20 protein-coding genes and 1 pseudogene are annotated in these 26,894 nt (G+C 72.9%); 11 read left to right on the top strand and 10 right to left on the bottom strand.

Annotated features, from left to right (window positions below; translation table 11 throughout):
* The first annotated feature begins 262 nt into the window (after positions 1–262).
* The 3 genes from QCD66_RS25365 to QCD66_RS25355 all read left to right on the top strand — a co-directional run bounded on the left by QCD66_RS25365 (position 263) and on the right by QCD66_RS25355 (position 5,491).
* The gene (locus QCD66_RS25365; protein ID WP_375735218.1) at positions 263–2,059 is read left to right on the top strand and encodes a hypothetical protein; all 1,797 of its coding nucleotides are present in this window, start codon (positions 263–265) and stop codon (positions 2,057–2,059) included.
* Positions 2,060–2,064: 5 nt separating this feature from the next.
* The gene (locus QCD66_RS25360) at positions 2,065–4,971 is read left to right on the top strand and encodes an ATP-binding protein (RefSeq protein ID WP_407566806.1); all 2,907 of its coding nucleotides are present in this window, start codon (positions 2,065–2,067) and stop codon (positions 4,969–4,971) included.
* A 250-nt stretch (positions 4,972–5,221) separates the two neighbouring features.
* Positions 5,222–5,491, top strand: a complete 270-nt coding sequence (locus QCD66_RS25355; protein WP_364214144.1) for a hypothetical protein — start codon at positions 5,222–5,224, stop codon at positions 5,489–5,491.
* 22 nt (positions 5,492–5,513) lie between these two features.
* Here the strand turns inward: QCD66_RS25355 and hrpA are convergent, their stop codons facing one another.
* On the bottom strand, positions 5,514–9,452 hold the full coding sequence (gene hrpA, locus QCD66_RS25350) for an ATP-dependent RNA helicase HrpA (RefSeq protein ID WP_375735216.1): 3,939 nt from the start codon (positions 9,450–9,452) through the stop codon (positions 5,514–5,516).
* Positions 9,453–9,649: 197 nt separating this feature from the next.
* Positions 9,650–10,798: a winged helix DNA-binding domain-containing protein gene (locus QCD66_RS25345; protein ID WP_375735215.1), complete on the bottom strand. Its 1,149-nt coding sequence runs from the start codon at positions 10,796–10,798 to the stop codon at positions 9,650–9,652.
* A gap of 394 nt (positions 10,799–11,192) precedes the next feature.
* Between QCD66_RS25345 and QCD66_RS25340 the strand changes: the two genes are divergently transcribed.
* Complete coding sequence (locus QCD66_RS25340; protein WP_375735214.1) at positions 11,193–12,026, top strand: IclR family transcriptional regulator; 834 nt, start codon at positions 11,193–11,195, stop codon at positions 12,024–12,026.
* A gap of 85 nt (positions 12,027–12,111) precedes the next feature.
* Here QCD66_RS25340 and QCD66_RS25335 read toward each other — a convergent pair whose 3' ends face one another.
* Positions 12,112–12,756 (bottom strand): hypothetical protein, encoded by a 645-nt coding sequence (locus tag QCD66_RS25335; protein WP_364214156.1) that lies wholly within the window; start codon positions 12,754–12,756, stop codon positions 12,112–12,114.
* Positions 12,757–13,030: 274 nt separating this feature from the next.
* Here QCD66_RS25335 and QCD66_RS25330 point away from each other — a divergent pair, with 274 nt between their 5' ends.
* Positions 13,031–13,537, top strand: coding sequence for a GNAT family N-acetyltransferase (locus QCD66_RS25330; RefSeq protein ID WP_375735213.1), 507 nt, complete (start codon positions 13,031–13,033; stop codon positions 13,535–13,537).
* A gap of 144 nt (positions 13,538–13,681) precedes the next feature.
* On the opposite strand, the gene QCD66_RS25325 is transcribed toward QCD66_RS25330, so the two are convergent.
* Together QCD66_RS25325 and trmB are read right to left on the bottom strand one after the other, a co-directional pair.
* Positions 13,682–16,189, bottom strand: a complete 2,508-nt coding sequence (locus QCD66_RS25325) for a DUF3516 domain-containing protein (RefSeq protein ID WP_364214162.1) — start codon at positions 16,187–16,189, stop codon at positions 13,682–13,684.
* A 77-nt stretch (positions 16,190–16,266) separates the two neighbouring features.
* A pseudogene (gene trmB, locus QCD66_RS25320) lies at positions 16,267–16,884 on the bottom strand (tRNA (guanosine(46)-N7)-methyltransferase TrmB); the annotation flags it as partial.
* Positions 16,885–17,134: 250 nt separating this feature from the next.
* On the opposite strand from trmB, the gene QCD66_RS25315 reads away from it, so the two are divergent.
* Positions 17,135–17,686: a hypothetical protein gene (locus QCD66_RS25315; protein WP_375735212.1), complete on the top strand. Its 552-nt coding sequence runs from the start codon at positions 17,135–17,137 to the stop codon at positions 17,684–17,686.
* A 5-nt stretch (positions 17,687–17,691) separates the two neighbouring features.
* Complete coding sequence (locus QCD66_RS25310) at positions 17,692–18,303, top strand: class F sortase (RefSeq protein WP_364214165.1); 612 nt, start codon at positions 17,692–17,694, stop codon at positions 18,301–18,303.
* 67 nt (positions 18,304–18,370) lie between these two features.
* Here the strand turns inward: QCD66_RS25310 and QCD66_RS25305 are convergent, their stop codons facing one another.
* From QCD66_RS25305 to QCD66_RS25295, 3 genes are read right to left on the bottom strand one after another with little or no spacing between them, the layout of a single operon-like run.
* A complete protein-coding gene (locus QCD66_RS25305; RefSeq protein ID WP_357537948.1) occupies positions 18,371–18,679 on the bottom strand; it encodes an antibiotic biosynthesis monooxygenase in 309 nt (102 codons plus the stop codon).
* Positions 18,680–18,700: 21 nt separating this feature from the next.
* Positions 18,701–19,510 carry an exodeoxyribonuclease III gene (locus tag QCD66_RS25300; protein WP_364214168.1) on the bottom strand — a complete coding sequence of 270 codons (810 nt, stop codon included), beginning with the start codon at positions 19,508–19,510 and terminating at the stop codon, positions 18,701–18,703.
* Positions 19,511–19,551: 41 nt separating this feature from the next.
* Positions 19,552–20,472 (bottom strand): PAC2 family protein, encoded by a 921-nt coding sequence (locus tag QCD66_RS25295; RefSeq protein WP_364214171.1) that lies wholly within the window; start codon positions 20,470–20,472, stop codon positions 19,552–19,554.
* Between the two features lie 503 nt (positions 20,473–20,975).
* Between QCD66_RS25295 and QCD66_RS25290 the strand changes: the two genes are divergently transcribed.
* The 3 genes from QCD66_RS25290 (at position 20,976) to QCD66_RS25280 (ending at position 24,279) form a co-directional block, all read left to right on the top strand.
* Positions 20,976–22,082: a hypothetical protein gene (locus QCD66_RS25290; RefSeq protein ID WP_375735211.1), complete on the top strand. Its 1,107-nt coding sequence runs from the start codon at positions 20,976–20,978 to the stop codon at positions 22,080–22,082.
* A gap of 532 nt (positions 22,083–22,614) precedes the next feature.
* The gene (locus QCD66_RS25285) at positions 22,615–23,427 is read left to right on the top strand and encodes an EcsC family protein (protein WP_407566805.1); all 813 of its coding nucleotides are present in this window, start codon (positions 22,615–22,617) and stop codon (positions 23,425–23,427) included.
* Between the two features lie 96 nt (positions 23,428–23,523).
* Positions 23,524–24,279, top strand: a complete 756-nt coding sequence (locus tag QCD66_RS25280; RefSeq protein ID WP_364214176.1) for an SDR family NAD(P)-dependent oxidoreductase — start codon at positions 23,524–23,526, stop codon at positions 24,277–24,279.
* 39 nt (positions 24,280–24,318) lie between these two features.
* Here QCD66_RS25280 and QCD66_RS25275 read toward each other — a convergent pair whose 3' ends face one another.
* On the bottom strand, positions 24,319–25,455 hold the full coding sequence (locus tag QCD66_RS25275; protein ID WP_407566804.1) for a hypothetical protein: 1,137 nt from the start codon (positions 25,453–25,455) through the stop codon (positions 24,319–24,321).
* A gap of 118 nt (positions 25,456–25,573) precedes the next feature.
* Between QCD66_RS25275 and QCD66_RS25270 the strand changes: the two genes are divergently transcribed.
* Positions 25,574–26,101, top strand: a complete 528-nt coding sequence (locus tag QCD66_RS25270; protein WP_375735962.1) for a GrpB family protein — start codon at positions 25,574–25,576, stop codon at positions 26,099–26,101.
* Between the two features lie 295 nt (positions 26,102–26,396).
* Here QCD66_RS25270 and QCD66_RS25265 read toward each other — a convergent pair whose 3' ends face one another.
* Complete coding sequence (locus QCD66_RS25265) at positions 26,397–26,858, bottom strand: hypothetical protein (protein WP_375735961.1); 462 nt, start codon at positions 26,856–26,858, stop codon at positions 26,397–26,399.
* Positions 26,859–26,894: the final 36 nt, after the last annotated feature.

Genomic DNA, 26,894 nt, shown 5'->3' with positions numbered 1-26,894 from the left:
AATGAAACGTCCCTGGTGGAGAGCTTGCGAATCGGTCTAGCATGACCTCTTTCAATTGAAGCTCATGCATTCGATGACGGGGTGTCGATCATGGGAAACAGTGCCGGTGGCAGCGCCGTCGCCCGGTGACGAAACCACCACCCTCCTGACCGCCGGAGAGCGTCTCGGCTGGGTCTTCCGGGACCGGAACACGCAGCGGCGGCCCTTTCCCGAAATGCTCCCCCTGCCACCGCCACCTCGGGTCGATCTCTCGGCCAAAGTGGTGGTCGCCCGAGCGCGGCTGCCCCGGAACCTGTTCGTCACCGCCGGCTCCGGGACGGCGGCCGCCACCATTCTGGCGTGTGTCGGCTCGATGGCCGGCGACCTGTTCCGCACACTCGGCACGGTGTCGCTGCTCGCCGGGTTGGGCGCCGCCGCCGGCGTCCTCGTCCGGTACGGCGTACTGCGCGGCCGGGCCGTCCGCACCGCCGACGAACTGCGTCAGCGGCACGAGCGGGCCGAGGCCGAATGGGCGGCCCGCAAGGCCACGTTCGAACGGCAGGAGACCGACCGGGTCGACGCGTTGCCGGAATGGGGCACCGTGTCGCCGGGACCGGACGCCCGCCGGGTCGACGTCGTGGGCGGCAACCTGTGGGGCTGGGAGGCCCTGCTGACCGTCTGCGGTACGTCGCTGCTGGCCACCCGGGGCCCCATGGTCATGGTCGACCTGTCCGGTGAGGCGGTCAGCCGGGAACTGCTGCGGGTCGCCGCCGCCAACGGGCTGACCGTCGATCTGCTGCTGCTCCCCGACGAACTGGCCGACAGCGACCTGCTCGTCGGGCTCACTCCCCGCCAGCTCGTCGACTCACTGGTGGAGTCGATCCACTCCGGACAACCGTCGACCGAGCTGGCCGGCCGGTTGATGGACGACCGGATCCTGACCGCCGTCTGCGCGGCGCTCGGCGAGCACATCTCGATGGCCAGGCTCGCCGCCGCGCTCCGGGTCCTCATGAACGAACCGGGCGACACCCCCGAGCTGACCCCCGAGGAGCGCCGGCACGTCGCCGACCGGCTCTTCGGCGACGACTACCGCCGGCACGCGCACCAGCACCTGAGCCGGCTGGAGTCGTTCGTCGAACCGCTGGCCCCGCTCGGCACCCGGCGCGACGCCCGCCCGGCCGCCGCGCTGACCTGCCTGGCCCTGGCGACCGGCGGTCGCACCGTACGTGCCGAACTGCTCGACGACCTCGTCGTGCAGTGGCTGATCCGGCGGATCGCCCACGGGCCGACACGGCCGGGCAGCCTCGTCGTCGCCGGTGCCGACGACCTGCCCGCCCGGCACGTCGAGCGGCTGGGCGACCTCTGCGAGCGACGCGGCGTACGGCTGGTCCTGCTCCACCGCCACCTGCGCGGCCCGGTGGTGCAGGCGATCGGCGCCGGCACGGTCGGCTTCATGCGGCTCGGCAACCACGAGGAGGCCCGGCACGCCGCCGACTTCGTCGGCCGGGAACACCGGTTCGTGCTCTCCCAGCTGACCCGGACCCTGGGCGGCAACGAGACGCACACGGTCGCCGACACCGAGGGCGCGAGCGAGACCGAGGGGCACGGCACCGGGTGGGGGACGTCGGACGGCACCGGCCGCGGCGGCGGTCGCGGATCCACGCCGACCACCTGGAGCCGCAACCGGGGCTGGAACCTGAGCGAGAGCGCCAACTGGAGCGTCACCCGGAACTGGAGCCGCACCCGCAGCCTCGCCGACGGCACCAACTGGAGCGACGCCGAGAGCCGGCAGCGGGTCTACGAGTACGCCGTCGAACCGCGGACCTTCCAGGAGTTGCCCGACTACGCGCTGATCCTGGTCCGCCGCGACGACGACGGCGCCACCGTGGTCCCGACCGAGTGCAACCCGGACCTCGTCACCCTGCCCCGGGTCGGCATGGGCCCGCTGCCGTCCCCGCCGGAGGTCACGGGACCGGCCGTCGGGGGCCCGACCGCCGCCGCCCCGTTACCCGCGGCGTCCCCGCTGCCGCTCACCGCGGCGCCGCCGGCCCGGCCGCCGCGCCAACGGCCGCCATCGTGACCACCGTGTCCGCGCCCGTCGTCGCGCCCGCCGACCTGTGCCGCGTCGTCGAGGTGTTCGCGCCGGCCCCACCACCGCCCGGTGACCCGGACCGCGCCGGCAACGACCCGGACCGGCCCCGGCGGCACGCGGCGGTCGTCTCCGCCTACCACCTCGGCGTCCACGCCCCGGCCCCACCGCTGGTCTTCGGCTGGTGCCGGACAGCGCAAGGCGGCCCGGTCACCGTGCTGACCACCGCCTCGACCGCACCGACGGCACCGGTCCCGCGACCGCGCGACGCGCCACCGGCACCGCGCGGTGCCGCCGCCGGGCGGGCCGTGCCGTTGAGCTTCCCGCCCGGCAGCCGCGGCGAGCCCTGTCCCGCCGCCGACGTGGCGGGGCTCCTCGGCGCCCTGCCCGCCTGGGCCGAACTGCGCGGCGTGGTCGACGGCCTCCTCGTCGACCAGCCGACACCGGAGCCGGCCGCGCGGCGCCCCGATCTCGCCGACGGGCTGCTCGGCGCCTGGCACCGCCCCTTCGCCTGGCTGCTGGTCGCCGTACCGGTCCCGCCCGCCGACATCCGCCGCGAGGCTGACCGGGTCGCCGCCGCCGAACGCGACGCCCGGGCCCGCGCCTCGTCACCGGAGCACGCGGTACGCGCCGTCCGGCTGGAACACCGGCACCGCGAGTTGCGCGCCGCCGAGGCGACCGGCCTCTGGCGGGTACGGCTGTTCGCCGGCGGCCCCGACCCGGCCGCCGCCACGGCCGTCGCGGGTCTGCTCTGCGCCGGCGCCGACCTGACCGGACTGCCGTACGCGTTCGTCCCCGACCCGGCCCCGGTCGATCCGGCCGGCCCGCTCGACCCGGCCGCCGACGGCCCCGGAGGCGAACCGCTGCTGGCCGGTTCGCTGCTGGTCGCCGCGCTCGCCCGGCCACCCGCGGTGGAGGTGCCCGGTCTGCGGGTCGTACCCAGGCCGACCTTTGACGTCACCCCCGAGGCCGCGGACCCCGGCGGCATCGACATCGGCGAGATCCTGGACCGTGACGGAGCGCCCGCCGGCCGGCTCCGGCTGCCGGGCGCGAGCCTCAACCGGCACACCTTCGTCTGCGGGGCGACCGGCGCCGGCAAATCGCAGACCATCCGGCACCTGCTCGACGGTGCCACCGCCGCCGGCCTGCCGTGGCTGGTCGTCGAACCGGCCAAGGCCGAATACCGCTCGATGGCCGCCCGGCTCGGTCCGGGCCGGGTCGTCGCCGTCCGGCCCGGTGACCCCGACGCCCCGCCCGTCGGCCTCAACCCGCTCGAACCCGCCGCCGGGTTCCCGCTCCAGACCCATCTCGACCTGGTCCGCGCGCTGTTCCTGGCGGCGTTCGAGGCCGACGAACCGTTCCCGCAGGTGCTGGCCGCCGCGCTGCACCGCTGCTACACGGAGCAGGGCTGGGACCTGCCGCTCGGCGCCGCCCGCACCGCCGGCCGCCGGCCCCGCCACCCCACCCTCACCGACCTCCAACGGACCGCCGAACAGGTGGTGGCCGAGATCGGGTACGGCCCGGAGATCAGCGACAACGTCCGCGGATTCGTCCGGGTCAGGCTGGCCAGCCTGCGGCTCGGCACGACCGGCCGGTTCTTCGAGGGCGGCCACCCGCTCGACCTCGACCGGCTGCTCGCCTCCCGGGTCGTGTTCGAGATCGAGGACGTCGGCGACGACCGCGACAAGGCGTTCCTGATGGGTGCCCTGCTCATCCGGCTCGTCGAACACCTGCGGGTCGCCCAGCGGCGCGACCCGGCACCCGCGCGCGCCGGGCTGCGGCACCTGAGCGTCTTCGAGGAGGCACACCGGCTGCTGCGCCGCAGCGAACGTCCGGGGCCGGCCGCCCATGCCGTCGAACTGTTCGCGTCGCTGCTCGCCGAGATCCGGGCGTACGGCGAGGGCCTGGTGATCGCCGAACAGATTCCCGCCAAGATCGCCCCGGACGTCATCAAGAACACCGCGGTCAAGGTCATCCACCGGCTGCCGGCCCGTGACGACCGGGACGCCGTCGGCGCCACCGTCAACCTGACCGAGGCGCAGTCGGCATACCTGGTCACGCTCCGGCCCGGCACCGGCGCGGTGTTCACCGACGGGATGGACCATCCGCTGCTGGTGACCGTCCCCGACGGCACCGACCGGGAAGCCGCCGCGGTGCGCACCGCACCCGTCGACACCCTGATCGGCCGGCGCAGCGTCACCTGCGGCACCGACTGCCGCGCCCGGCCCTGCGACCTGCGCCAGATGCGGCACGCCGAACACCTTCTCGAGGATCGGCCGCTGCTCGTCGTCTGGGCCGAACTCGGCGTCCTGGGACACCTGACCGGCTGGGGCAGCCCGCTGCCCGACGGCGACCTGATGGCGGAGGTCGAGGCACTGCCGGCCCGGCTGCGGCACTGCGCCCTGTCACACGCCGTCGACCGCGCCGTGGCCGCCCGCGCCCCCGTCCTCGGCTGCACCCCGGACGACCTCGCCGCGCACGTGCTGGCCACCCTGCCGGGACTGCCCGGCCGCACCGTCCGCTGCGCCGACGAGGAACCCGGGTGGTTGGCCGCGCCGTACCGGTGGGCGCTCGTCCTCGACGAACTCACCGAGGCCGTACGCGCCGACCCGGCGGCGCCGGTCCACCCTCGTACGGCCGGGTGGAACACCACCTACCAGGCCCGGATCCCGTACGCGGCCAGCGCCGACCAACTGGCGGTCGTGCGGGGCTGGTTCGCCGCCGACCAGCGCGACGGGGCCCGGCGCCGGACGACGGTGTTCGGCAACGACGACCCGCCCGCGTTGGTCGCCGCCATCGGGGCGCGTCACACCGACCCCGACTGGAACGAGCGCGTCGATGCCGCCCTGCAGCGCTTCCCGCGCTGCACCTGGCCCGCCGGATACCTCGGAGCCGCCGCATGACGGTCGAACGGGTTGCGACACCTCGGGCCCGGTGTTGCGAATCCGGCCTGGGTTCACATGGGGGAACGTATGGGCGAGCGTATCCATCGCATGTCACGTGGCCTCGACGAGCCGGCCGACAGTCCTGTCCCGCCGGACGACCCGCAATCGGGAGGTGGCGCCGGCGATGTTTCCGCTGAGACCGTGGAAGCGGATGGCGATGACAGCTTTCAGGGAATCCTCAGACGATTTCAATCAGCGGAAAGCCTAGGTGATCGACGTGCGTGCTGAGCGCAATGCGAACCGGATCGAAATTGTGCTCGACAATGATGAGGCGATGCGATTGGCCGCCTGCCTCACCGAGGCCACGGTTGGCTTGTCCCGGGCGGAATTCTTCATCCGGACCGGCTGTGCCAGAGAGGATGTCGATTCCCTCGGCCGGAAACTCGTCGACATTGCCCGAGGCGAAGTGGAAACGTTCTCCGCCGATCTGCCGGAAGGCGACGAACAGACGGAGAACCCACGTCGGCCACGTCGCTGACCGCGCAGACTTCGCGTGCCGGTCAGCGGCCCTCGGCCTGGTCCATCGCGCGGTAGATGCGCTGCTCCGACACCGGGTAAGGGGTGCCGAGCGCCTGCGCGAACACGTTCACCCGCAGTTCCTCGATCATCCAGCGGATGTCGCGTACGTCGGCGTCGGCCCGGCGGCTCGGCGGCAGGGCGGCCAGCATCTCGTCGTACTCCTTGCGCACCTGGTCGATGCGGGCCTGCTGCTCCCGGTCGCGTTGCGGGTTCTGGGACAGCCGGTCCAGCCGTCGCTCGATCGCCGTCAGGTAGCGGGGCAGGTCGGCCAGCCGCGCGTAGCCGGTGTCGGTGATGAAGCCCCGGTAGACCAGCGCCGACAACTGCGCCCGGATGTCGGCCAGCGCGGCGACCAGGGTGAGGCTGGACGTACGCCCCAACCGCTGCTCGACGGCGTAGGCGGTGCTCAGCACCTTCTGGGTACGGCCGATCACCTCGACGACGGTGTCGACGAGGTCGGCGCGTACCCGGTCACGGAGCGCCGCGAACCCGGCGGCGTCCCAGGCGGGGCCGCCGGCGGCGTCGACGAGGTGGTCGACGGCGGCACCGGCGGCGTCGTCGATCAGGTCGACGACGCTGCGGTGCGGGTTGCGGCTCAGGGCGAGCTTGGCCTCGTTGGACAGCCGGCCCTGGAGGAACTTGACCGGGGAGGCGACGGTGAGCCGCAGCAGCCTGCGGGTGCCGGCGCGCATCGCGGTCCGCTGCTCCAGTTCGGTCTCGAAGACCCGCAGGGCGACGGTGTCGCCCTCGCCGACCAGGGCCGGGTAGGCGGTGACCAGGTAGCCGGCGCGTACCTGCTCCACAGTGGATGGGATCGTGCCGAGGTCGGCCCAGTCGGTCAGCCCGGACCGTTCGATGTCGCCGGCCGCGGCGGCGACGGTCTGGCGTACCTCTGTCTTGAGTTGCTGTTGCAGCGCCGGCAGGCTCTTGCCCTCGGCGACCGGTTGGTCGTCGTCGCCGAGCACCCGGTAGGTGACCCGCAGGTGGTCGGGGATGCGGGACCGGTCCCACTCCTGCGGTGCGACGGTGACCCCGGTCATCCGGCGCAGCTCACGGGTGACCGCGTCGAGCAGCGGCTCCTGGCCGGGGGTGATCCGGGCCAGGACCGCCCGCGCGTAGTCGGGCACCGGTACGAAGTTGCGCCGGGTGGCCTTCGGCAGCGAGCGGATCAGCGCGACGACGAGTTCCTCGCGCAGGCCGGGTACCTGCCAGTCGAAGTCGTCGGCCCGGACCTGGTTGAGTACCGGCAGCGGGATGTCGACGGTGACGCCGTCGGTCGGCTTGCCGGGCTCGAACTCGTATTTCAGTGGCAACTGGAAGCCGTCGGAGCGCCACACGTCCGGGTAGTCGGCCGGGTCGACGCCGCCGCGGCCGGCGTTGACCAGCATCTCCCGGTCGAAGGTGAGCAGTTCCGGCTGTTCCCGGCGGGTCCGCTTCCACCACGTGTCGAAGTGCCGGCCGGAGACGACGTCGGCGGGTATCCGCTGGTCGTAGAAGTCGAAGAGGGTCTGGTCGTCGACGAGGATGTCGCGGCGGCGGGCCCGGTGTTCGAGTTCCTCGATCTCGCCGAGGAGCGCCCGGTTGGCGGCGAAGAACGCGTGGCTGGTCTGCCAGTCGCCCTCGACCAGGGCGTGCCGGATGAACAGTTCCCGGGACAGTGCCGGGTCGATCCGGCCGAACTGGATTTTGCGTGAGGTGACCAGCGGTACGCCGTACAGGGTGACCTTCTCGTAGGCGACGACCGACGCCTGCTTCTTCTCCCAGTGCGGTTCGCTGTAGCTGCGCTTGACCAGGTGGCCGGCGAGCGCCTCGGCCCATTCCGGTTCGATGCGGGCGGCGATGCGGCCCCAGAGCCGGGATGTCTCGACGAGTTCGGCGACCATCACCCAGCGTGGCGGTTTGCGGAACAGTGCCGATCCGGGGAACAGGGCGAACTTGGCGCCCCGGGCGCCGAGGTAGTCGTTGCGCCCGCCCCGCTTGTCGACGTCCCCGGGCTTGCTCTTCTCGTCCCGTACGCCGAGGTGCGACAGCAGGCCGGCGAGCAGCGACTGGTGGACGCGCTGCGCGTCGGCCGGCTGCTCGTTGACGGTCACGTCGAGCGTGCGGGCCACCTGGCGCAGCTGCGAGTGGATGTCCTGCCACTCGCGGACCCGCAGGTAGTTGAGGTGTTCGGCCTTGCACATCCGCCGGAACGAGTTGGACGACCGCTCCTGCTGCTGCTCGCGCAGGTAGCGCCACAGGTTGAGGTACGTCGCGAAGTCGGACTCCTTGTCGACGAACCGCGCGTGCATCTGGTCGGCCTGGGCCTGCTTGTCCGCCGGCCGTTCCCGGGGGTCCTGGATGGACAGCGCGGCGGCGATCACCATGACCTCGGCGACGCAGCCGTTGCGGTCGGCCTCGAGCACCATCCGGGCCAGCCGCGGGTCGACCGGCAGTTGGGCGAGACGCCGGCCGAGCGCGGTCAGCCGGCGGCGCGGGTCGTCCTGCGCCGGGTCGATCGCGCCGAGTTCGTGCAGCAGCGCCACCCCGTCGGCGACGTTGCGGCGGTCCGGCGGGTCGATGAACGGGAACGCGGCCAGGTCGCCCAGACCGATCGAGGTCATCTGGAGGATGACCGACGCGAGGTTGGTACGCAGGATCTCCGGATCGGTGAACTCGGGCCGGGACAGGAAGTCCTGCTCGTCGTAGAGCCGGATGCAGATGCCGTCCGACGTACGACCGCAGCGGCCCTTGCGCTGGTTGGCCGATGCCTGCGAGACCGGCTCGATCGGCAGCCGCTGCACCTTCAGCCGGTGGCTGTAGCGGGAGATCCGGGCGGTGCCGGGGTCGACGACGTACTTGATGCCGGGCACCGTCAGCGACGTCTCGGCGACGTTGGTGGCCAGCACCACCCGCCGGCCGCCGTGCGGCTGGAAGACCCGGTGCTGCTCGGCGGTCGACAGCCGGGCGTACAGCGGCAGCACCTCGGTGTTACGCAGGTCGAGGCGGTTCAGCGCGTCGGCGGTGTCGCGGATCTCCCGCTCGCCGCTGAGGAAGACCAGGATGTCGCCCGGCCCCTCGGCGGACAGTTCCCCGACCGCGTCGCAGATCGCCTGGATCTGGTCGCGTACGACGTCGGTGTCGGTGTCATCCTCCTCCGCCTCGGTCTCGAGGACCAGCGGCCGGTAGCGGACCTCGACCGGGTACGTCCGCCCGCTGACCTCGATCACCGGGGCGTCGCCGAAGTGCCGGGAGAACCGCTGCGGGTCGATGGTCGCCGAGGTGATGACGACCTTGAGGTCGGGTCGGCGGGGGAGAAGTTGCCGCAGGTAGCCGAGGATGAAGTCGATGTTGAGGCTGCGCTCGTGCGCCTCGTCGATGATCAACGTGTCGTACTGGCGGAGCAGCCGGTCGTGCTGCAACTCGGTGAGCAGGATGCCGTCGGTCATCAGCTTGACCATGGTCGAGTCGCCGACCCGGTCGCTGAACCGCACCTTGAACCCGACCGTCTCACCCAGTTGCGTGCCCAGCTCCTCGGCGATCCGGTCGGCGACCGTACGCGCCGCGAGCCGGCGCGGCTGGGTGTGCCCGATCAGCCCGCGCACCCCCCGCCCCAGCTCCAGACAGATCTTGGGAAGCTGGGTGGTCTTGCCGGAGCCGGTCTCGCCCGCGACGATCACCACCTGGTGGTCGCGGATCGCGGCGGCGATCTCGTCCCGGCGGTCGCTGACCGGCAACTGCGGCGGGTAGCTGACCGCCGGCACCGCCGCCCGCCGGGCGGCCAGCCGCGACTCCGCCCGGTCGACCTCGCCGGCGATCTCGGCCAGCGCGGCGGCCCGCCGCTCCCGGTCGCGGATCTTCCGGGTGCCGTCGACCCGCCGCTGGAGGCGGTGCTGATCGCGCGGCATCAGCTCGGGCAGGCGGGCCAGCAGGTCGGACAACCCGCCAGGATGGCTGCTCGGGGCATCCTGGCGGTCGGCCGGCGGATTCGTGCTGTCGGCCGGCAGATTCGTGTGATCGGCCGGGTGGAGCTGTCGGTCGGTCGGACTGCTCGTCGGATCGGGCGTGGAGCGGGCGGGCGGCGGAGTCTGCATGTCGTCGCCAAGAATAGGCATGCCCGGGGCGGGACGGCTTCCGGTTATCCCTCGACAACCACCTGATGGTCGGTCGCCGCCGGCTCGACGAAGCGGATCAGGCGCTCGGCCACCTTGGTCACCGCGGCCCGGGTGCCGCGCGGCAGCCGGCCGAACGGGGTGACCGTGACGGTCGCCACCCGACGGCTGACCCGGGTCGCCCAGACCCCCGCCACGAAGCCGTCGACCAGCACCGTCGGCAGCCAGCGCAGGTTGGCGCGTACGTAGACCCGGTCCCGGTACGCGTCGGGCAGGATCCGGGTACGGCGGCCCGCCGCGTACGCCAGCAACGCGCTGTCGAACGCCGGCAGGAACCGCACCGGAACCTCGCCGTCCGGGCCGGGCCGGGGCGCGTCGGGCAGGTCGTACAACACCCGCCCGTCCTCGTCGGCGAACCGGACCAGCTCGGCGCCGATCCGGTCGACGGCCGCCCGCACCACCGGCACCCGGACCCCGAGCCAGTACGCGACGTCGTCGGCACCGGCCGGCCCGAACGCCCGAAGATGCCGCCGCACCGCCATGTCGTGGGCCACGTCCGGGTCCAGGTCGCCGGATTCCGCGGCGGCCCGGTAGGCGGCCGGCGTCCGGGCCGCCCACCGCCCGTCGGCCGGCACCCGCACCAGCGCCGGCGAGGCCCGCAGGACCCGCCACCGGTACGCCCGCTGCGCCGCCACCTCGGCATTGCTCAACCCGCCCGGATGCGCCTCGACCCACGCCTCGACGAAGTCGTGCAGCTCGTCGCCGGTGCGGGACTGCCCGGCGTACGCCAGCAGATTGGCGAGCAGCCGGTCCGCGCCGGCCGTACGGGCCACCTTGAGCCCCTGCCACCCGTCGACACCGGACCCGGTGGCGACGACCGCGTACGCGGGGTGCTCGCGGGCGCTGACCAGGTGCAGGGTGCGGCGCAGCAGAATGCCGGTGACCAGGTCGCCCCGGTCGAGCGCGGCCCACAGTTCGTCGGCCGTGAAGTCCCGCCGCCGCGACCACAGCGCGACCGGCGGCGACGTCCACTGCTGGGCCTGGATCGCGCCGACGGACTCGACGGTTTCGGTGAGCGGGCCGTCGAACGGGTCGATCAGCCCCTGCCGGGCCAGGAGCGCCCGGTTCAGCGCCCGCCCCGACAGCGGCCCGTCTCCCTCGCTTCGCTCGGTCACGTGACACCTCGCTCCGCTCGGCGGTCACGTGACCTGGGGCTGAGCCTGTCGGTTCCCTCGCTTCGCTCGGTCACGTGACACCTCGCTCCGCTCGGCGGTCACGTGACTTGGGGCTGAGCCTGCTGGTTCCCTCGCTGCGCTCGGTCACGTGACACCTCGCTCCGCTCGGCGGTCACGTGACTTGGGGCTGAGCCTGTCGGTTCCCTCGCTGCGCTCGGTCACGGGACCAGCGTGCCACGTCCGTCCGACGGGACGGAACTGGCGGTCGAACAATTGTTCGAATAGGGTCGACGTGGGGCCGAGGCGGCGGTTGATCGCGTGTGACACCTTCGCACCGAGGGTCCTCGGGTCCGCGCCGGGCGCGGGGTCGTCCGTCCAGTGAGGAGCGCGCAACGTGCCGACCGGCGCAACCATTGGCAGCGCGGCCGAGTGGGGCTCCGCGCCGGACCGTGGAGCCGTCGGCCAGTCGCGTTCCATCGCCGCCGTCGAGCGGGCGATGGACGTGCTCCTGCTTTTCGGCCGCAGCGGCCAGGCCGACCTGGGCGTCACCGAGATCGCCACGGCGCTCGGGCTGACCAAGGCCGCCGTGCACCGCATCCTGACCGCGTTGCGCAGCCGGGACCTCATCGTCCTCGACCCCACCACCCACCGCTACGCCCTCGGGCACGCCGCGGTGGCGCTCGGCCGTGCCTACCTGGCCCGCACCGATCTGCGTACGGCTGCCGGGCCGGAACTGCGCGGGCTGTCGGACCTCACCGGCGAGACCGCCACGCTGTCGCTGCGGCGTGGCGACACCCGCCTCCACGTCGACCAGGCGGTCCCCGACCAGGAGGTGCGGCTCGAACTCGACGTCGGCGTGCCGTATCCGCTGCACGCCGGTGGCCCGTCGAAGGCGTTCCTGGCCTTCCTCGACGACGTGCAGATCAGCGCCTATCTGTGCCGGCGCCGGCTGGCCAGGGTCACCGACCGCACCATCACCGACCCGGTGCGGTTGCGGGCCGAGATCGCGAGCATCCGTTCGCTGGGCTATTCGACCTCGTACGGCGAGTGCCGGACCGGCGCCGCCTCGATCGCGGCGCCGGTGTTCGGGCACGACTGCCGGGTGGCCGCGGTCGTCGGCGTCTCCGGCCCGGAGGACCGCTTCCGGCCCGACACGGTCGACGCGACCGAGGCGCTGCTGGCGGCGACCGCCCGCATCTCCGACCAACTGGGCTACCGCGCCGCCTGACCCGGCGCATTCCGTACCGCGTCCCCGCGATCCTGCGGTGCCGCCCAGGCGGCGGGCGACAACCGCAAGATCGTGGGGACGGCGCTCAGGCGGCGGTGGTCCAGATGGCCGCGAAGGCGGCGGCCTCACCGGCGAGCCAGCGCTCGACCTGATCGGTCTTGACGCTCGTGTCGCGGCGGTGTGCGACCCCCCGCCGCACGTCGACGAGGACCGGCTCGGCGTGCGGGAGGACCTGGCCCATGTGCCGGGCCATCAGGTGCAGGGTGGCGATGACCGCCTCGTTGCTGGGCGGCTGCTCGTCGAGGTGCAGCCGGACCGCCTCGGCGCGGCCGTCGGCGTAGCGCAGCCCGAGATGGGGGTTGATCTTCACGGGGAGGCCGCCGAGCATGCCGAGGGCGTCGTGGGTCTGGGCGAGTTGGACGGTGTCCGGCTCGTCCAGCGACCGCAACCAGGCCAGCGCGCCGGGCACCAGCGCCTCGTAGAGCGGGCGCCAGCGCGGCTTGACGAGATCGACGACCGCGGACAGGTGGGTGCCCCCGGTGTGGAACGCGATGTCGGTCTTCAGCGCCTTGACGAGTTGACCGTGCGGGTTGAACCCGGACCGGCTGGCCCGCTGCCGGCGCAGCCCACCGACGAAGGTCGCCTTGGCGGGGCCGGTGCGATCGACGTAGCGGGTGAAACCGAGCAGTGTCGCGTAGGGCGTAGGGGTGTCGGTGGCGGTCGGGCTCACTGATGTCCTCCCAGGTCAGCGGGCGGATTAGTACATACATTCTAATCGACTGGCGCCGCTTCGCCCAGGGTTTCTCGCCCCCGATCGGCCCCCTCTTCACGGCCCGGTGACCCGGTTCGGACGGGTACGGTGTCGGCCTCGATCGTCTGCGGTTCGGGCACCCGACACGCCCGGCCCGGAGGGGCTGAGCCGCAGACGATCACCGCGACCCGGGCGGGAGGAGACCGCCACCGCCCATGGCAACGTGGTCGGCTCGCCGCGCGAAGATGGCCTGATGTACGAAGTCGTGATCCGGCGTCGGGAGGCCACCGACCTCGACGCCTGCGTCGAAGCGCTCCGTGCCGTCCATGACGCCGACGCCTACCCGTTGAACTGGCCCACGGATCCACACCGATGGCTCACCCCGGCACGATTGCTGCGGGCATGGATCGCCGAATGCCCGCGCGGCACCATCGCCGGCCACGTCGCCGTCCAACGCGCCCCTGACGCCACCGGGAACCAGATGCCGAGTCCCGGCGTGGAGTTGTCCCGGCTCTACGTCACCCCGGCCGCCCGCCGCCGCAGCGTCGCCACCGCGCTGCTGCACCGGGCGCGCTCGTGGGCCGCGGAGCACCGCCACCAGCTGACGCTGAACGTCACGGACGACCGCCGCTCCGCCGCCGTCGCCTTCTACGAAGCCGACGGCTGGCGGCACTCCCACACCGAAGACGCCGACTGGACCACCCCCGACGGAACGCCGGTGAAGCTGCGCCACTACGTCCTCGGCGGCGAGGAGCGCTGACCCGGACCGCAGTGGCCGGGCCGCCGCGACGCGGCGATCAAGGAGATGTCGTGGGTGGTATGTCCCTTGTCGCCGACAACAAGTCCTTGATCGGCGACAAGGCGGGCGCGGGGCGCGGGGCGCGGAGCCCGGGAGCGGGAGGGGTCAGACCGTCTGGAGGGGGCCGACCTCGGTGATCCGGATGACGGCGGCGCCGGCCTCGTCCGACGCCGCCAGGTCGACCTCGGCGCTGATGCCCCAGTCGTGGTCACCCTCGGGGTCGTCGAAGATCTGCCGTACGGTCCACCGCTCGCGCCCCTGCTCGATCAGCAGCAGCGCGGGGCCGCGCGCGTCCGGGCCGGTGCCCAGCGACTCGTGCTCGTCGAAGTACGGCTCGACGGCGTCCGCCCAGGCGTCGGCGTTCCAGCCGTCGGCCGCGTCCAGTTCGCCGAGGTCGTCCCACCGGCGCAGCGCCGCCAGTTCGACCCGGCGGAACAGGGCGTTGCGGACCAGGACCCGGAAGGCACGCAGGTTGCGGGTGACGGCCGGCGGCCGCTCGTCGAGGACCTTCTCCACCTCTTCGGCGGGGTTGCGCAGCCGCTCCCACTCGTCGATGAGGCTGGAGTCGACCTGGCGGACCAGTTCGCCGAGCCACTCGATGAGGTCGACCAGTTCCTCGGTCTTGGCGTCCTCGGGCACCGTCTGCCGCAGCGTCTTGTACGCGTCGGCGAGGTAACGCAGCACCAGTCCCTCGGAGCGGGACAGGCTGTAGAAGCCGACGTACTCGACGAAGGTCATCGCCCGCTCGTACATGTCGCGGACGACGGACTTGGGGGAGACCTCGTAGTCGGCGACCCACGGGTGGCCGCGCCGGTACATCTCGTACGCCGCGTCGAGCAGTTCGGCGAGCGGCTTGGGGTGGGTGACCTCCTCCAGCAGCTCCATCCGGGCCTCGTACTCGATCCCCTCGGACTTCATCGCCGCCACGGCCTCGCCGCGTGCCTTGAACTGCTGCGCCGACAGCACCTGCCGGGGGTTGTCGAGGATGGACTCGATGACCGACAGCACGTCGAGGGCGTACGACGGCGACTCGGCGTCGAGCAGTTCGATCGCGGCCAGCGCGAACGGCGACAGCGGCTGGTTGAGCGCGAAGTCGAACTGGAGGTCGACGGTGAGCCGTACGGAGCGGCCCTCCTCGTCGGGGGTGTCGAGACGTTCGACGACGCCACCGGCGAGCAGTGCCCGGTAGATGGCGATCGCCCGCCGGATGTGCCGGCGCTGGGCGGGCCGGTCCTCGTGGTTCTCGGTCAGCAGGTGCCGCATCGCGACGAACGCGTCGCCGGGCCGGGCGATGACGTTGAGCAGCATCGAGTGGCTGACCTGGAAGCTCGACGTCAGCGGCTCGGGTTCGGCGGCCACCAGGCGTTCGAAGGTGGGCTGCGCCCAGCCGATCGCCCCCTCCGGCGGCTTGCGGCGCACCACCTTGCGCCGCTTCTTCGGGTCGTCGCCGGCCTTGGCCAGCGCCTTCTCGTTCTCGATGACGTGTTCGGGCGCCTGCACCACCACGGTGCCGATGGTGTCGAAGCCGGCCCGGCCGGCGCGGCCGGCGATCTGGTGGAACTCGCGGGCCTTGAGCAGCCGGGTCCGGACACCGTCGTACTTGGACAGTCCGGTGAACAGCACGGTGCGGATCGGCACGTTGATGCCGACGCCGAGGGTGTCGGTGCCACAGATGACCTTGAGCAGGCCGGCCTGGGCCAGGGTCTCCACCAGCCGCCGGTATTTCGGCAGCATGCCGGCGTGGTGCACGCCGATGCCGTGCCGGACCAGCCGGGACAGCGTACGCCCGAAGCCGGCGGTGAACCGGAAGTTGCCGATCGCCTCGGCGATCATGTCCTTCTCGGCCCGCGTGGCGACGTTGACGCTCATCAGCGCCTGCGCCCGCTCCAGCGCCGCCGCCTGGGTGAAGTGCACCACGTAGACCGGGGACTGCTTGGTGCTCAGCAACTCTTCCAGGGTCTCGTGCAGCGGCGTCATCGCGTACGAGAACATCAGCGGGACCGGCCGCTCGGCCGACTTCACGACGGCGGTCGCCCGCCCGGTGCGCCGGGTCAGGTCGTCCTCGAACCGGGTGACGTCGCCCAGCGTCGCCGACATGAGCACGAACTGCGCCTGCGGCAGTTCGATCAGCGGCACCTGCCAGGCCCAGCCCCGGTCCGGCTCGGCGTAGAAGTGGAACTCGTCCATGACGACCAGGCCGACGTCCGCGCGTTCGCCGTCGCGCAGCGCGATGTTGGCCAGGATCTCGGCGGTGCAGCAGATGATCGGGGCGTCCTCGTTGACGCTGGCGTCGCCGGTCAGCATCCCGACGTTCTCGGCGCCGAAGACCTCGCACAGGTCGAAGAACTTCTCCGACACCAGGGCCTTGATCGGCGCCGTGTAGAACGACACCCGGTCGTCGGCCAGCGCGGCGAAGTGTGCCCCGGCCGCCACCAGGCTCTTGCCCGAGCCGGTCGGGGTGTTGAGGACGACGTTGGCCCCGGACACGATCTCGATCAGCGCCTCTTCCTGGTGCGGATAGAGGGCGAAGCCGCGGCTGTCGGCCCAGCCGGCGAAAGCGTCGAAGAGCGTGTCGGGGTCGGGGGCGGCGGGGATCCGGGTGGTCAGCGTCATGGCCGGTCCATGGTGCCCGAAATGCGCAACCCCTCGCCAGCCGGGCGGTCCGGGCCGGTCACGGCAGGCTCCGCGACGCGGCGGAACACCAGGTCGAAGATCTGCCGGCCGGCGCGTACGCCCCGGTGCTCGAACTTGGTCAGCGGCCGGTGCGCGGGCCGCGGCGCGAACCCCTCGGCGGTGTTGACCAGCCCCGGGTCGGCGTCCAGCGTCGCCAGCATCGCGTCGGCGTACGGCGCCCAGTCGGTCGCGCAGTGCAGCACCCCGCCCGGCCGCAGCCGGCTGCGCAGCAGCGCGACCGGCGCCGGCTGGATCAGCCGCCGCTTGTGGTGCTTCAGCTTCGGCCACGGGTCGGGGAAGTAGACGTGCACCGCGTCCAGCGAGTCCGGCTCCAGCATGTCGCGGGCCAGGTCGAGGGCGTCGCCGCGGGCGACCCGTACGTTGGTCAGCCCGCGCTCGCGCACCAGCGCGAGCAGGTTGGCGATGCCCGGCACGTGCACCTCGACGGCCAGGTAGTCGCGCCGCGGGTCGGCCGCCGCCATCGCCGCCGTCGCGTCGCCCATCCCGGAACCGATCTCCAGCACCAGCGGGGCGCGGCGGCCGAACAGCGCCTCCCGGTCGAGCCGCCCGGCGCCGACGACCAGCCCGTGGAGCGGCCACCCGTGGTCGAGCGCGTCGTCGAGCCGGGTCGTCATCCGGCCCTGCCGGGTGTGGAACGACCGGACCGACGTCCCGCCGCCGCCCACGCGGTGCTGCCGGGCCGGCCCGGCGTCGGCCGGTGGCCGGTCCGGTGCGGTTGCCGGTGGGCTCACGTCGAGGAAGGTCACAGACAGATGAGCGTACGCATCCGAAGGGTGCGTCCGGCGGCCGGGGGATGCGAAAATCACCCGGTACGGCAGACACCGGACACCCCCGCCCGGCGCTGCCCGACGGAGGGGTCCCCAGATGACCGAGCGGAGCGTGGGCACCGGCATGCCCAGCCCCCTGTCGCGTCCCGGCCGGGGCCGGCGCGCCGTCCTGTCCGGCGTGGCCGCCGCCGCGCTGCTACTGCCACCGGTGCTCCTGCTCACACCCCCGGCCCCGGCGTGGGCGGCCGACGTCTACGTCGAGCTCAACCCGAGCACGGTCGAGGCCGGCTACCTCGTCGGCATCCGGGCGAGCTGCCGGGAGAACACCGAGCCGGCGACCGTCGAGTCGGACGCGTTCGCCGACAAGGTCACCGTCGAGCCGCAGCTCGACCTGCTGACCGCCGCCGCGACGGTGCCCGAGGACCGGTCGGCGCGGCCGTACCGGGTGAAGTTGACCTGTCCGGACGGGCGGGTCGCCACCGCCGTGCTCAACGTGGTCCAGCCGGGCCGGCCGAGCGAGGGCCCGGCCACCGGCTTCGGCGGCACGGCCGGCGACAACCCCGGCAGCCTGCTGCTCGGCGCCGGACTGGCCACCGTCGCGGCCGGGGTGGCGCTCGGTATCTTTACCTCCCGCCGGCAACGGGCCTGACCACCGTGTTCAAGCTGCGCCGGCCGCGTCTGGCCGCGGTGGTCGTGATCGTCGGGCTGGTCGTCACCGCCGCCGGCCTGTCCGAGACCGGACTGCTGCACAACCTGTTCGCCGGGCCGGACAAGCCGCCGCCGCGCGAGTTTCCGGTGATGGAACCCAGCCGGCCGATCCGGCTGGCGATCCCGTCCCTGAAGATCCGCGCCGACGTGCACGGCCTCGGCCTCGCCGACGACGGCTCGATCGCCGTACCGCCGCTGCACCGGCACCGGCAGGCCGGCTGGTACGACCGCGGCCCGACCCCGGGCGAGTTCGGGCCGGCGATCATCGTCGGGCACGCCGACACCCGGGACGGCCCGTCGATTTTCCACGAGTTGCCCCGGATCCGCCCCGGCGCGAAGATCGAGGTGACCCGGCGGGACCGGAGCGTCGGCATCTTCGAGGTCAACTCGGTGGAGAGCTTCGACAAGAAGAAGCTGCCCGCCGAGCGGGTGTACGGCGACTACGCCCGCCCCGGCCTGCGGCTGATCACCTGCGGCGGCGAGTTCCGGGGCGGCGGCATCGGCTACGTCGACAACGTGGTCGTCTTCGCGTCGCTGGTCGACACCCGCGACCCGTGACCCGGCCGCGCGCCCGGCCCGGCGCCGGGGCCGGCCGGGTGTGCCCGGCCGGTGCGGCGGGCCCGGGTCAGGAGGCCGCCGGGACCTGCTGGACGACCTCGAACTCGAGCAGGTTGGCGCCGGTGGCGACCGGCTTGGCGCGCTCGCCGGCGTGCGCCTCCCGCGCCGACCCGCCGGCCCACGCCTGGTATGCCTCCTCGGACTCCCACCTCGTGTAGACGAAGTAGCGGGACTCGCCGGCGACCGGGCGCAGCAGTTCGAAGCCGAGGAAGCCGGGGGAGTTCTCGACCGCACCGGCCCGGGCGGCGAAGCGGCGCTCGAGTTCGGGGCCGGCACCCTCGGGCACCTCGATCGCGTTGATCTTCACGACAGCCATGGCTCCACCCTACGGGTGGCCTCACGGCCCGGCGGCGGGTGCCGTGGGCGGCGTGCCACCCTCGGTCAGGTCGACCACGATCGGGGCGTGGTCGGACGGGCCCTTGCCCTTGCGGGCCTCCCGGTCGACGTACGCGCCGCCGACCAGTGCGGCCAGGTCGCCGGAGGCGTAGACCAGGTCGATGCGCATGCCCTTGTTCTGGTGGAACATCCCGGCCCGGTAGTCCCAGTACGTGTACGGGTGCGGGCCCTTCATCGGGGTCGGCACCACGTCGGTCAGGCCGAGCCGGCGCAGTTCGGCCAGCGCCTCCCGTTCCGGCGGGGTGACGTGGGTCGAGCCGACGAACAGTGCGGGATCCCAGACGTCGGCGTCGGTGGGCGCGACGTTGAAGTCACCGCAGACCGCCAGCGGGCCGCGGGCCAGATCGTCGGCGAGCGCGTCGCGCAGGGCGGCCAGCCAGGTCAGCTTGTAGAGGAAGTGCGGGGAGTCGGGGGTGCGGCCGTTGGGGACGTACACCGACCAGACCCGGACCCCGGCGCAGGTCGCGGCGACCGCACGGGCCTCCGGGTCGGGGAAGCCGGGTTCGTCGCGGAACCCGCGGGTGACGTCGTCGAGCCCGACCCGGGACAGCACCGCCACCCCGTTCCAGCGGCCGTCGCCGTGCGCGGCCACCGTGTAGCCCAGCTCGCCGACCTCGGCGGTGGGGAACGCGGTCGCCGCGCACTTGGTCTCCTGGAGACAGAGCACGTCGGGGCGGGTGGTGGCCAGCCAGTCGAGCAGGCGGGGGAGCCGGGCCTTGACGGAGTTGACGTTCCAGGTCGCCAGACGCATGTCCCCAGCCTGCCCGATCGACCGGCACCGGGCGGTGCCGGTCAGCCGTTCGGCGAGTCGCCCGGGCGGGTCTGCTCGGCCAGGAAACGCTCCAGCTCGGCGCCCAACTCGTCGGCGGTGGGCAGCGGGCCGGTCTGGTCGGCGAGCAGGTTGGTGCCCTGCCGGCCCCGGGTGAAGGCGTCGTACTGCTCCTCCAGGGCGTGCACGAGCGCCCCGGCCTCGTCGGTCTGGGTGATCTGCCGGTCGATGTCGCCCCGGACCACCTCGGCCGCCGTACGCAGCCCCTCGGTCGGCAGCAGCAGGCCGGTGGCCCGCGACACCGACGTCAGCAGCACCTCGGCCGCCGCCGGGTATTCGGCCTGGGCCACGTAGTGCGGTACGTGCACGGCGAAGCCCATCGCGTCGCGGCCCTGCTCGGCCAGCCGGAACTCGACCAGGTGGCCGGCACTGCCCGGCACCTGGACGCGTTGCAGCCACGGCTCGTGGCCGGCGATCAGTTCCCGGCGGCTGGCGTGCGCGGTCACCCCGGTGGGCCGGGTGTGCGGCACCGCCATCGGGATCGCGGTCAGCCCGACGGTGAGCCGTACGCCGAGCCGCTCGACCAGCGCGATGACGGCGGCGCTGAACCGTTCCCACTGCAGGTCCGGCTCCGGGCCGGTCAGCAGCAGGAAGGGGGTGCCGGCGTCGTCGTCGAGCAGGTGCAGCCGCAGGCGCGGTTCGTCGTAGCTCTCCCAGTGGTCCTCGACGAAGATCATCGTGGGTCGCCGGGAGCGGTAGTCGAGCAGTTGGTCGATGTCGAAGGTGGCCAGCACCCGACCCTGGAGGGTGCCGAGCAGGTGCTCTCGGGCGATCCGGGTCGCGTTGCCGGCGTCGACGAACCCGGTGAGCGCCTGCACCAGAACCGGTTCGCCCAGTTCGGGCAGGTCTTCGGTGAGCTCGTACAACTCGTGTGGATCGAGCACCGGTCAGAACCTCCTCTTGAGGGCGTGTCGCGGGGCGGCAACCCCGCCGGTGGAAACGCTGACCCCATCCTCGTGCATTCCATCGGACCGTGCCGCGTCCCCTCCCTCATCCGGGTTCCGGCGGACCCCGTCGGGACGGCGGCGGGTCGGACGGGGGCGAATCCGACTACACATTGCTCACCTGCCGAACGCGTTGCGTAGCAACGGTTCCGGCGTGATCGGGCCGGACCGCCCCGCGCGGTGGACCCGGGCGGCGCGGGTCGTGCCACCGGTGGTCGACCGAATGGGGGAGGGGGGTGCTCGTCGCTCTCCGTGCTGGATGGTTCGAAGGTAAATGCCTGCCTGGCTGTGCAAAGTGCAGCTTTCCCGGGATGCCGGTCTTGCAGGCTTTTTGACCTGGCGTTCGCGCGTGTTGGCGGCTGACCGATTCATCGACCAAAATTGTGATGAACGCCACAAGATCACTCTGCGTAGTTGCTGATCGTTGTGCCTAGCCTCGTCGGATGCGTGACGACCACACACTTGAAACCGAGTCCGGCGCCGCAGGCACCACTGACCATTCGGCCGAGGTCCCCTCGGTCGATCCGGTTACCGGCGCACCCACCCCGACCCGGCGCACCCGGCAGGCCCTCGGGGAACTGCTCGACCGGTCCAGCGACACCCTCCACGAGCTGGTCGCCCGGTCCGACCGGACCGTCGAGCGCTTCCGTGTCCACACCGGAGCCATGCTCACCGCCGTACGGACCGACCCGCGCGTGCGCGCCCTGCGCAACCACCCCCGGGTCGAAGCCGTCCTCGACAACCCCCGGGTCCGTGAACTGGCCGGCCGGCAGAGCCCGACCCGGCTCGCCCTGGCCATCGGCGTCATCTGCTGCCTCGGCCTCGTCGCCTTCGCCGAGACCCGCGCCGCGACCGTCGAGCGCCGGCTCCCCTCCGACGTCGCCGCCGCCCAGACCCGCGCCGACGAGGTCCGCTCCCGGGCCGGCCAGCCCGCCTCGCGCTCGCTCGAACGCCAGCCGGGCGCCGACGCCGCCGACACCACCCGACGGGCGGAGTCGGGCGACGACCGCGCGTCCGGCCGGGCCGCCGGCACCTCCGACACCTCCGACGGGCAGGACACGCCGGCCGAGACGGTCGAGGCCGAGGCACCCGCCATCCCGGAACGGGTCGCCCCCGTCGCCGGCCTGTCCCAGGTCCAGATGGACAACGCCCTCGCCATCGTCCGGGCCGGCCACGACCTGGACATGCCGCGCCGCGCCCACATCATCGCCGTCGCGACCGCGATGCAGGAGAGCAACCTGCTCAACCGCGCCAGCGAGGTGCTGCCCGAGTCGAAGAACTACACCCACCAGGGCACCGGCTGGGACCACGACTCCGTCGGCCTCTTCCAGCAGCGCACCAGCACCGGCTGGGGTCCGGTCGCCAAGCTGATGGACCCGACCTACTCGGCGACCCAGTTCTACAAGGCACTCGCCCGGGTGCCGGGCTGGGAGCAGATGCGGCTCACCGTCGCCGCCCAGACCGTGCAGGTGTCGGCGTTCCCGGAGCACTACGCCAAGCACGAGGGCAACGCCACCGCCGTCGTCGACGCCATCATCGACCGGTCCTAGAAGGACGGTCCACCGGACGCCGGTCACCGGGTGACCGGCGTCCGGTGGACCGGGCCGACGTGTGGCCGGCCGGCGGTACGGGTAGAAGCCTCCTACCCGACCGGCAGGAGGCCGACATGTCACTGACCCGACGCATCAGATCGTTCATCAGCGGTCCGCAGGGGCAGCGGGCGGTCGCCCAGGGGCGACGCCAGCTCGCCAACCCGGCCAACCAGCATCGGCTTCGCTCGCTTCTGTCACGATTGACGCGGCGCCGCTGACGGCGGTGCCGCGTCAGGCCCGTCCGTCCCCCGGAGTGCTCCCGTGACCGATCCCCGCCCCGCCGGCTCCCTGCCGCCCGACCAGCCGCTCTGGCCCGAGCCGCCGGCACCCGCCCCGGCGGAGCCGGCACCGCCGGCCACCGGGGACCGGCCAGCGGGGCAGCACCGGTGCCGGCCGCCCCGGCGCCCGCCGCCCAGCCGGTGCCGGCCGCCGAGGTTGCGGGGTCGGCGGCGCCGGCACCGACCCCGGATGCCGGGCCGGCCATGCCGTTGTGGGGGCCGCCGCCCGCCACGCCCCCGCCTACCCGGCGGCCGGCGGACCCGCTCCGGCGCCACGGGCCGCCGGATACGCCACGGTCCCGGTCGCGGCCCCGCCCGCCGGCGCCCCCGACGACCCCGCCGCCGACGACGGGACCGCCGCCCCGCCGGCCAGCCTGTGGGAGAAGATGCGGGCCGACCCGCAGTACGCCCCCGAGCACCTGGCCCTCGAAGCTGTCCGCCGGCTCGGTCCGGAGGCCCGCCGCTGGGTCGAGCGGGTGCACCTCCAGCAGCCCGGCCTGCACCCCGACGTGGTCGCGCAGAAGGCGGCGAAGAAGTTCATCAACCTGGCCCGGCTCTCCGGTGCCGTCTCCGGCGCCACCGGTCTGCCCGGTGCCGTCGTCGACGTCGGGGTGCTGGCCTGGACCCAGGCCCGGATGGTGCTGCACATCGCCGCCGCGTACGGCGTCGACCCGGCCCATCCCGACCGGGCCACCGACCTGCTCGTCCTGCAGAAGGTCCACAAGGTCGCCGAGACCGCCCGGATGGCGCTCGGGGTGGCCGCCGGCCGGGAGAAGGCCGGCGCGCTCTTCCGGAGCGGAACCAAGACCCCGGTCGGGCAGGTGGCGCTCAAGCTCGGCATGAAGCTCGCCCAGATGGCCGGGGTCAAGGCCGCGAAGAAGCTCTTCGCCAAGATGATCCCCGGCGCGGCGATCATCCTCGGCACCTGGGCCAACTCGTCGGCGACCACCGATCTCGCCCGGCGCGCCCAGGCGCTCTACCGGCAGCCGGCGATCGGCCAGCTTCCCCACCAGCGCCACCCCTGACACTGCACCTGGTGAATCTGAAGTCACCGACGGTCACGGGCGTGGTACGACATTACGGGCGGAGGTAGTCCGGGCAGACCTGTGGGGGCAGCGGCCATGGCGGGGCAGTTGGACGGCAGACGCATCATCGTGACCGGCGGCGCCCAGGGCATCGGCGCCGCCGTGGTGGCCGGATACGTCGCCGAGGGCGCCCGGGTCGCGGCCCTCGACCGGCAGTTCGGCACCGCCGGGACCACTCCCGACCACATCGTCCGGCGCCACTGCGACGTGTCCGACCGGGCCGAGGTCACGACCGTCTTCGACGAGGTCGTCAGCCTGCTCGGCGGCCTCGACGTGCTGGTCAACGTGGCCGGCGTCGAGCGCGGCGGGCCGTCGGCCGAGATCCCCGACACCGACTGGGACGCCGTCTTCGACATCAACGCCAAGGGCACCCGCAACACCAACGCCGCCGCCTTCGCCCACCTGAAGGACGCCGGCGGAGCCATCATCAACTTCGGCTCCCGGTCCGGCATCGTCGGCGTACCCGAGCAGGCGGCCTACTCGGCCAGCAAGGCCGCCGTACACGTCTGGACCCGGGCCGTCGCCCAGGAGTGGGCGCCGTACAACATCACCGTCAACGCGGTCGCGCCGGCCATGTGGACCGGCATGTACGACGACTACCGCGGCCGCCTCAACGCCGAGGAACTCGCCCGGCACGACGCGATGATGTCGGCCCAGATCCCGATCGGCGGCAAGCTCGGCAACCCGGCCATGGACCTCGTACCGCTGATGGTGTTCCTCGCCGGCGACGGCGCCCACTTCATCAGCGGCCAGTCGTTCCCGGTCGACGGCGGCTGGCTGCACATGCGCTGACGGCCGGCCGCGGGCCGCCGTCCCCGGGCCGGACCGCCGTCACGGGTAGCGGCCCATGCTGACCGGCGTCCAGTCGCTGACCGGCTGGCCGGCCGTGACGACATGGCTGTAGTACCAGACCGGCGGGTTCCCGGTACGCCGGTAGGTCCGCCCGCTCTGATGCCACACGTTCGTGTCGTCGAAGACCTGGTCGGCACTGGCCTGGATCGAGTCGTAGACCGGCCCGGCGATGAACTGCCGGCCGAAGCGGTTCCGCAACCAGAAGGCGTGCTGCGTGGTGTAGCCGTTCTGCGGGCTCTGGTTGCCGACCCGGATGACGTAGTTGGCGCCGTTGCAGTAGTTGTCGGTCATCAGGAACCACGACCCGTTGCCGCTCATCGTCCCCACCTGCAACGTGCCGTTGGCGAAGTCGATCACCTCCGGCGACGGCGCGTCGGCGGCGCCGGTGAAGCAGTCCAGCCGGTTGAACAGCACCCCGATGTTGTCGCCCGACGTCCACTGCACCGGATCCGCGTGCGCGCCGGGCGCCTTGCGCAGCCCGTACACCCAGTTGTATTCGACCAGGGCGTCGCGGCCCACCTTGAACGCGTCGTTGCTGACCTCGTGCACCGCGTTGTAGCGGGCGGTGTAACCGCCGTACGGCGGGAACGCCGCCGACATCGCCTGGCCGCAGAGCAGTTCGCAGTACGACATGACCAGCCCCGGATTCGCGTCCTGTGTGGACACCAGGTATTTGCCGGTGCCGGTGATTGGGCGGCCGTCGATCCGGCAGTACCGGACCGTGACGTCGCGGGCCCGGATGGACAACTGTCCGACGATGTCCAGATATTGCAGGACCGCGCCGGCCCGGGTGACGGTCACGCCCACCGTGCCGGTCGCCGCGTTCACGGTCACCGTCCCCGAGTTCGCGCCGGTCGCGTCGACCAGCGTGCCGGCCTTCGTGATCTTCGTCAGGTAGCCGTAGCCCCGGCCCTGGGCCGCGAGGACGGGCAGAACCCCGCAGTACGCCGCACCGAGCGCCGCCCCGGACGTCACACCGGGCGGCGGCGCGGTGTGACCGTACGGGCCACGCCCGTTGTCCACCCCGCCGTTGCCGCCCCAACGGGCACCGGCCCAGGCCGGTACGCCGATCACGGGGCCGGTCGTACCGGGCACCCAGGCAGTCGTCTGCACCATCGTCGTCTCCTCTCGGGCACCGAACCCGACTCGCGGATACGACTCGATGCTGGCGCGGCCGTCGTGGCACCGGCCCGCGTCGTGCCGCCCCGCGGAACGACTGCGGCAGGATGTCGCCATGCCCGAGCGACTGGACCGGATCACGATCGTCGACCACGACCCCACCTGGGCCGCGTCCTTCGAGGAGCAGCGGCTACGGCTCGAAGCCGTACTCGGCGACCTGCTGACCGACCCGATCGCCCACATCGGCAGTACGGTCGTACCCGGCCTCGCCGCCAAGCCGATCATCGACATGCTGGCCGTCACCGACGACCACGCCGACCTCGCGCCCGTCCTGCCCGCGCTGGCCGGTATCGGTTGGGTCCACGCCCCCGAACCCGGCGACGCCGAGAACCGTAAACGGTCGCTGTGCCACCCCGACATCGCCCGCCGCACGCACCACCTCCACGTGGTCGAGCGGCGCTCCGACGGATGGCGTGAATGGCTCGCCTTCCGCGACCACCTGCGCGCCGACGGTGAAGCGCGCGACGCGTACGCCGCCCTCAAGCGGCGGCTCGCCGCCGAGAACGACCGGGACCGGCCGCGCTACCGAGCCGGCAAGGCCGGCTTCATCCGTGGTGCCCGCCAGGGCCACCACCCGCGGTGACACCGGTGTGCGGCCGGTCCGGCAGCCCGGGGCAGCCGGACCGGGGCAGGTGTGCTGTTGCGGCCCACAGCGAATTCGCTGTTCCTACGCCGAATTCGCTGTGAACCTCGACAGCGGTATCCCGCCCGGCCGCGTCTCGATCGTCTGCGGCCCAGGCACCTGACACGCCGTACCCGGAATGCCTCAACCGCAGACGATCATGACTTGACGGTGGTGGGGCGTGCCCGGGGCCCGACCGGTCCCCGGGCACGCCGTCAGGCGGTGACCAGCCGCCGGCTCGTCAGCGGTACCGGAATCACGGCGAGTCGGCCGAGTCTCCCGAATCTCCCGAGTCGGCCGACGCCGGCGAGTCCGCCGAAGCGGCCGAGACCGGTGACGCGGCGGACGCGGCCGAGGCGACGGACGCCGCCGACGCGACGGACGCCGCCGACGCCGCCGACGCGGGGGAGTCGGCCGGCGAGGTGGGGGTGAACGGGGAGTCCGCCGACGCCGGTTCGGTCCAGCCCGGGTCGTCCGGGCTGTCGTTCGGGGAGTCGGCGGAGTCGAAGGGGGACTCGGCCGGGCTGTCCGCCGACTCCGGTGAGTCGTCGGCCACCGGCACGCTTCCCGGGTCGCCGATCCGCCCGTTCTCCGTCGGGGTGGTGCGGTCCTTCAGGTCGATGCCGTCGCTGGCGATGGCGGCGGTGGCACCCAGGCCGAGTACGGCGGCCGCGGCACCGGCCCCCGCGACGATCTTCCAGGATCTCTTGATCCGCATCGGGCAACTCCTTCTGTAGAGAGGATCGTTCGTTCT

The sequence above is a fragment of the Polymorphospora sp. A560 genome (genome assembly GCF_045781765.1).
In the GTDB taxonomy this organism is placed as follows: domain Bacteria; phylum Actinomycetota; class Actinomycetes; order Mycobacteriales; family Micromonosporaceae; genus Polymorphospora; species Polymorphospora lycopeni.
The sequence above is the reverse complement of the archived record's forward strand: the minus strand, read 5'-3'. Positions and strand labels throughout refer to the sequence as shown.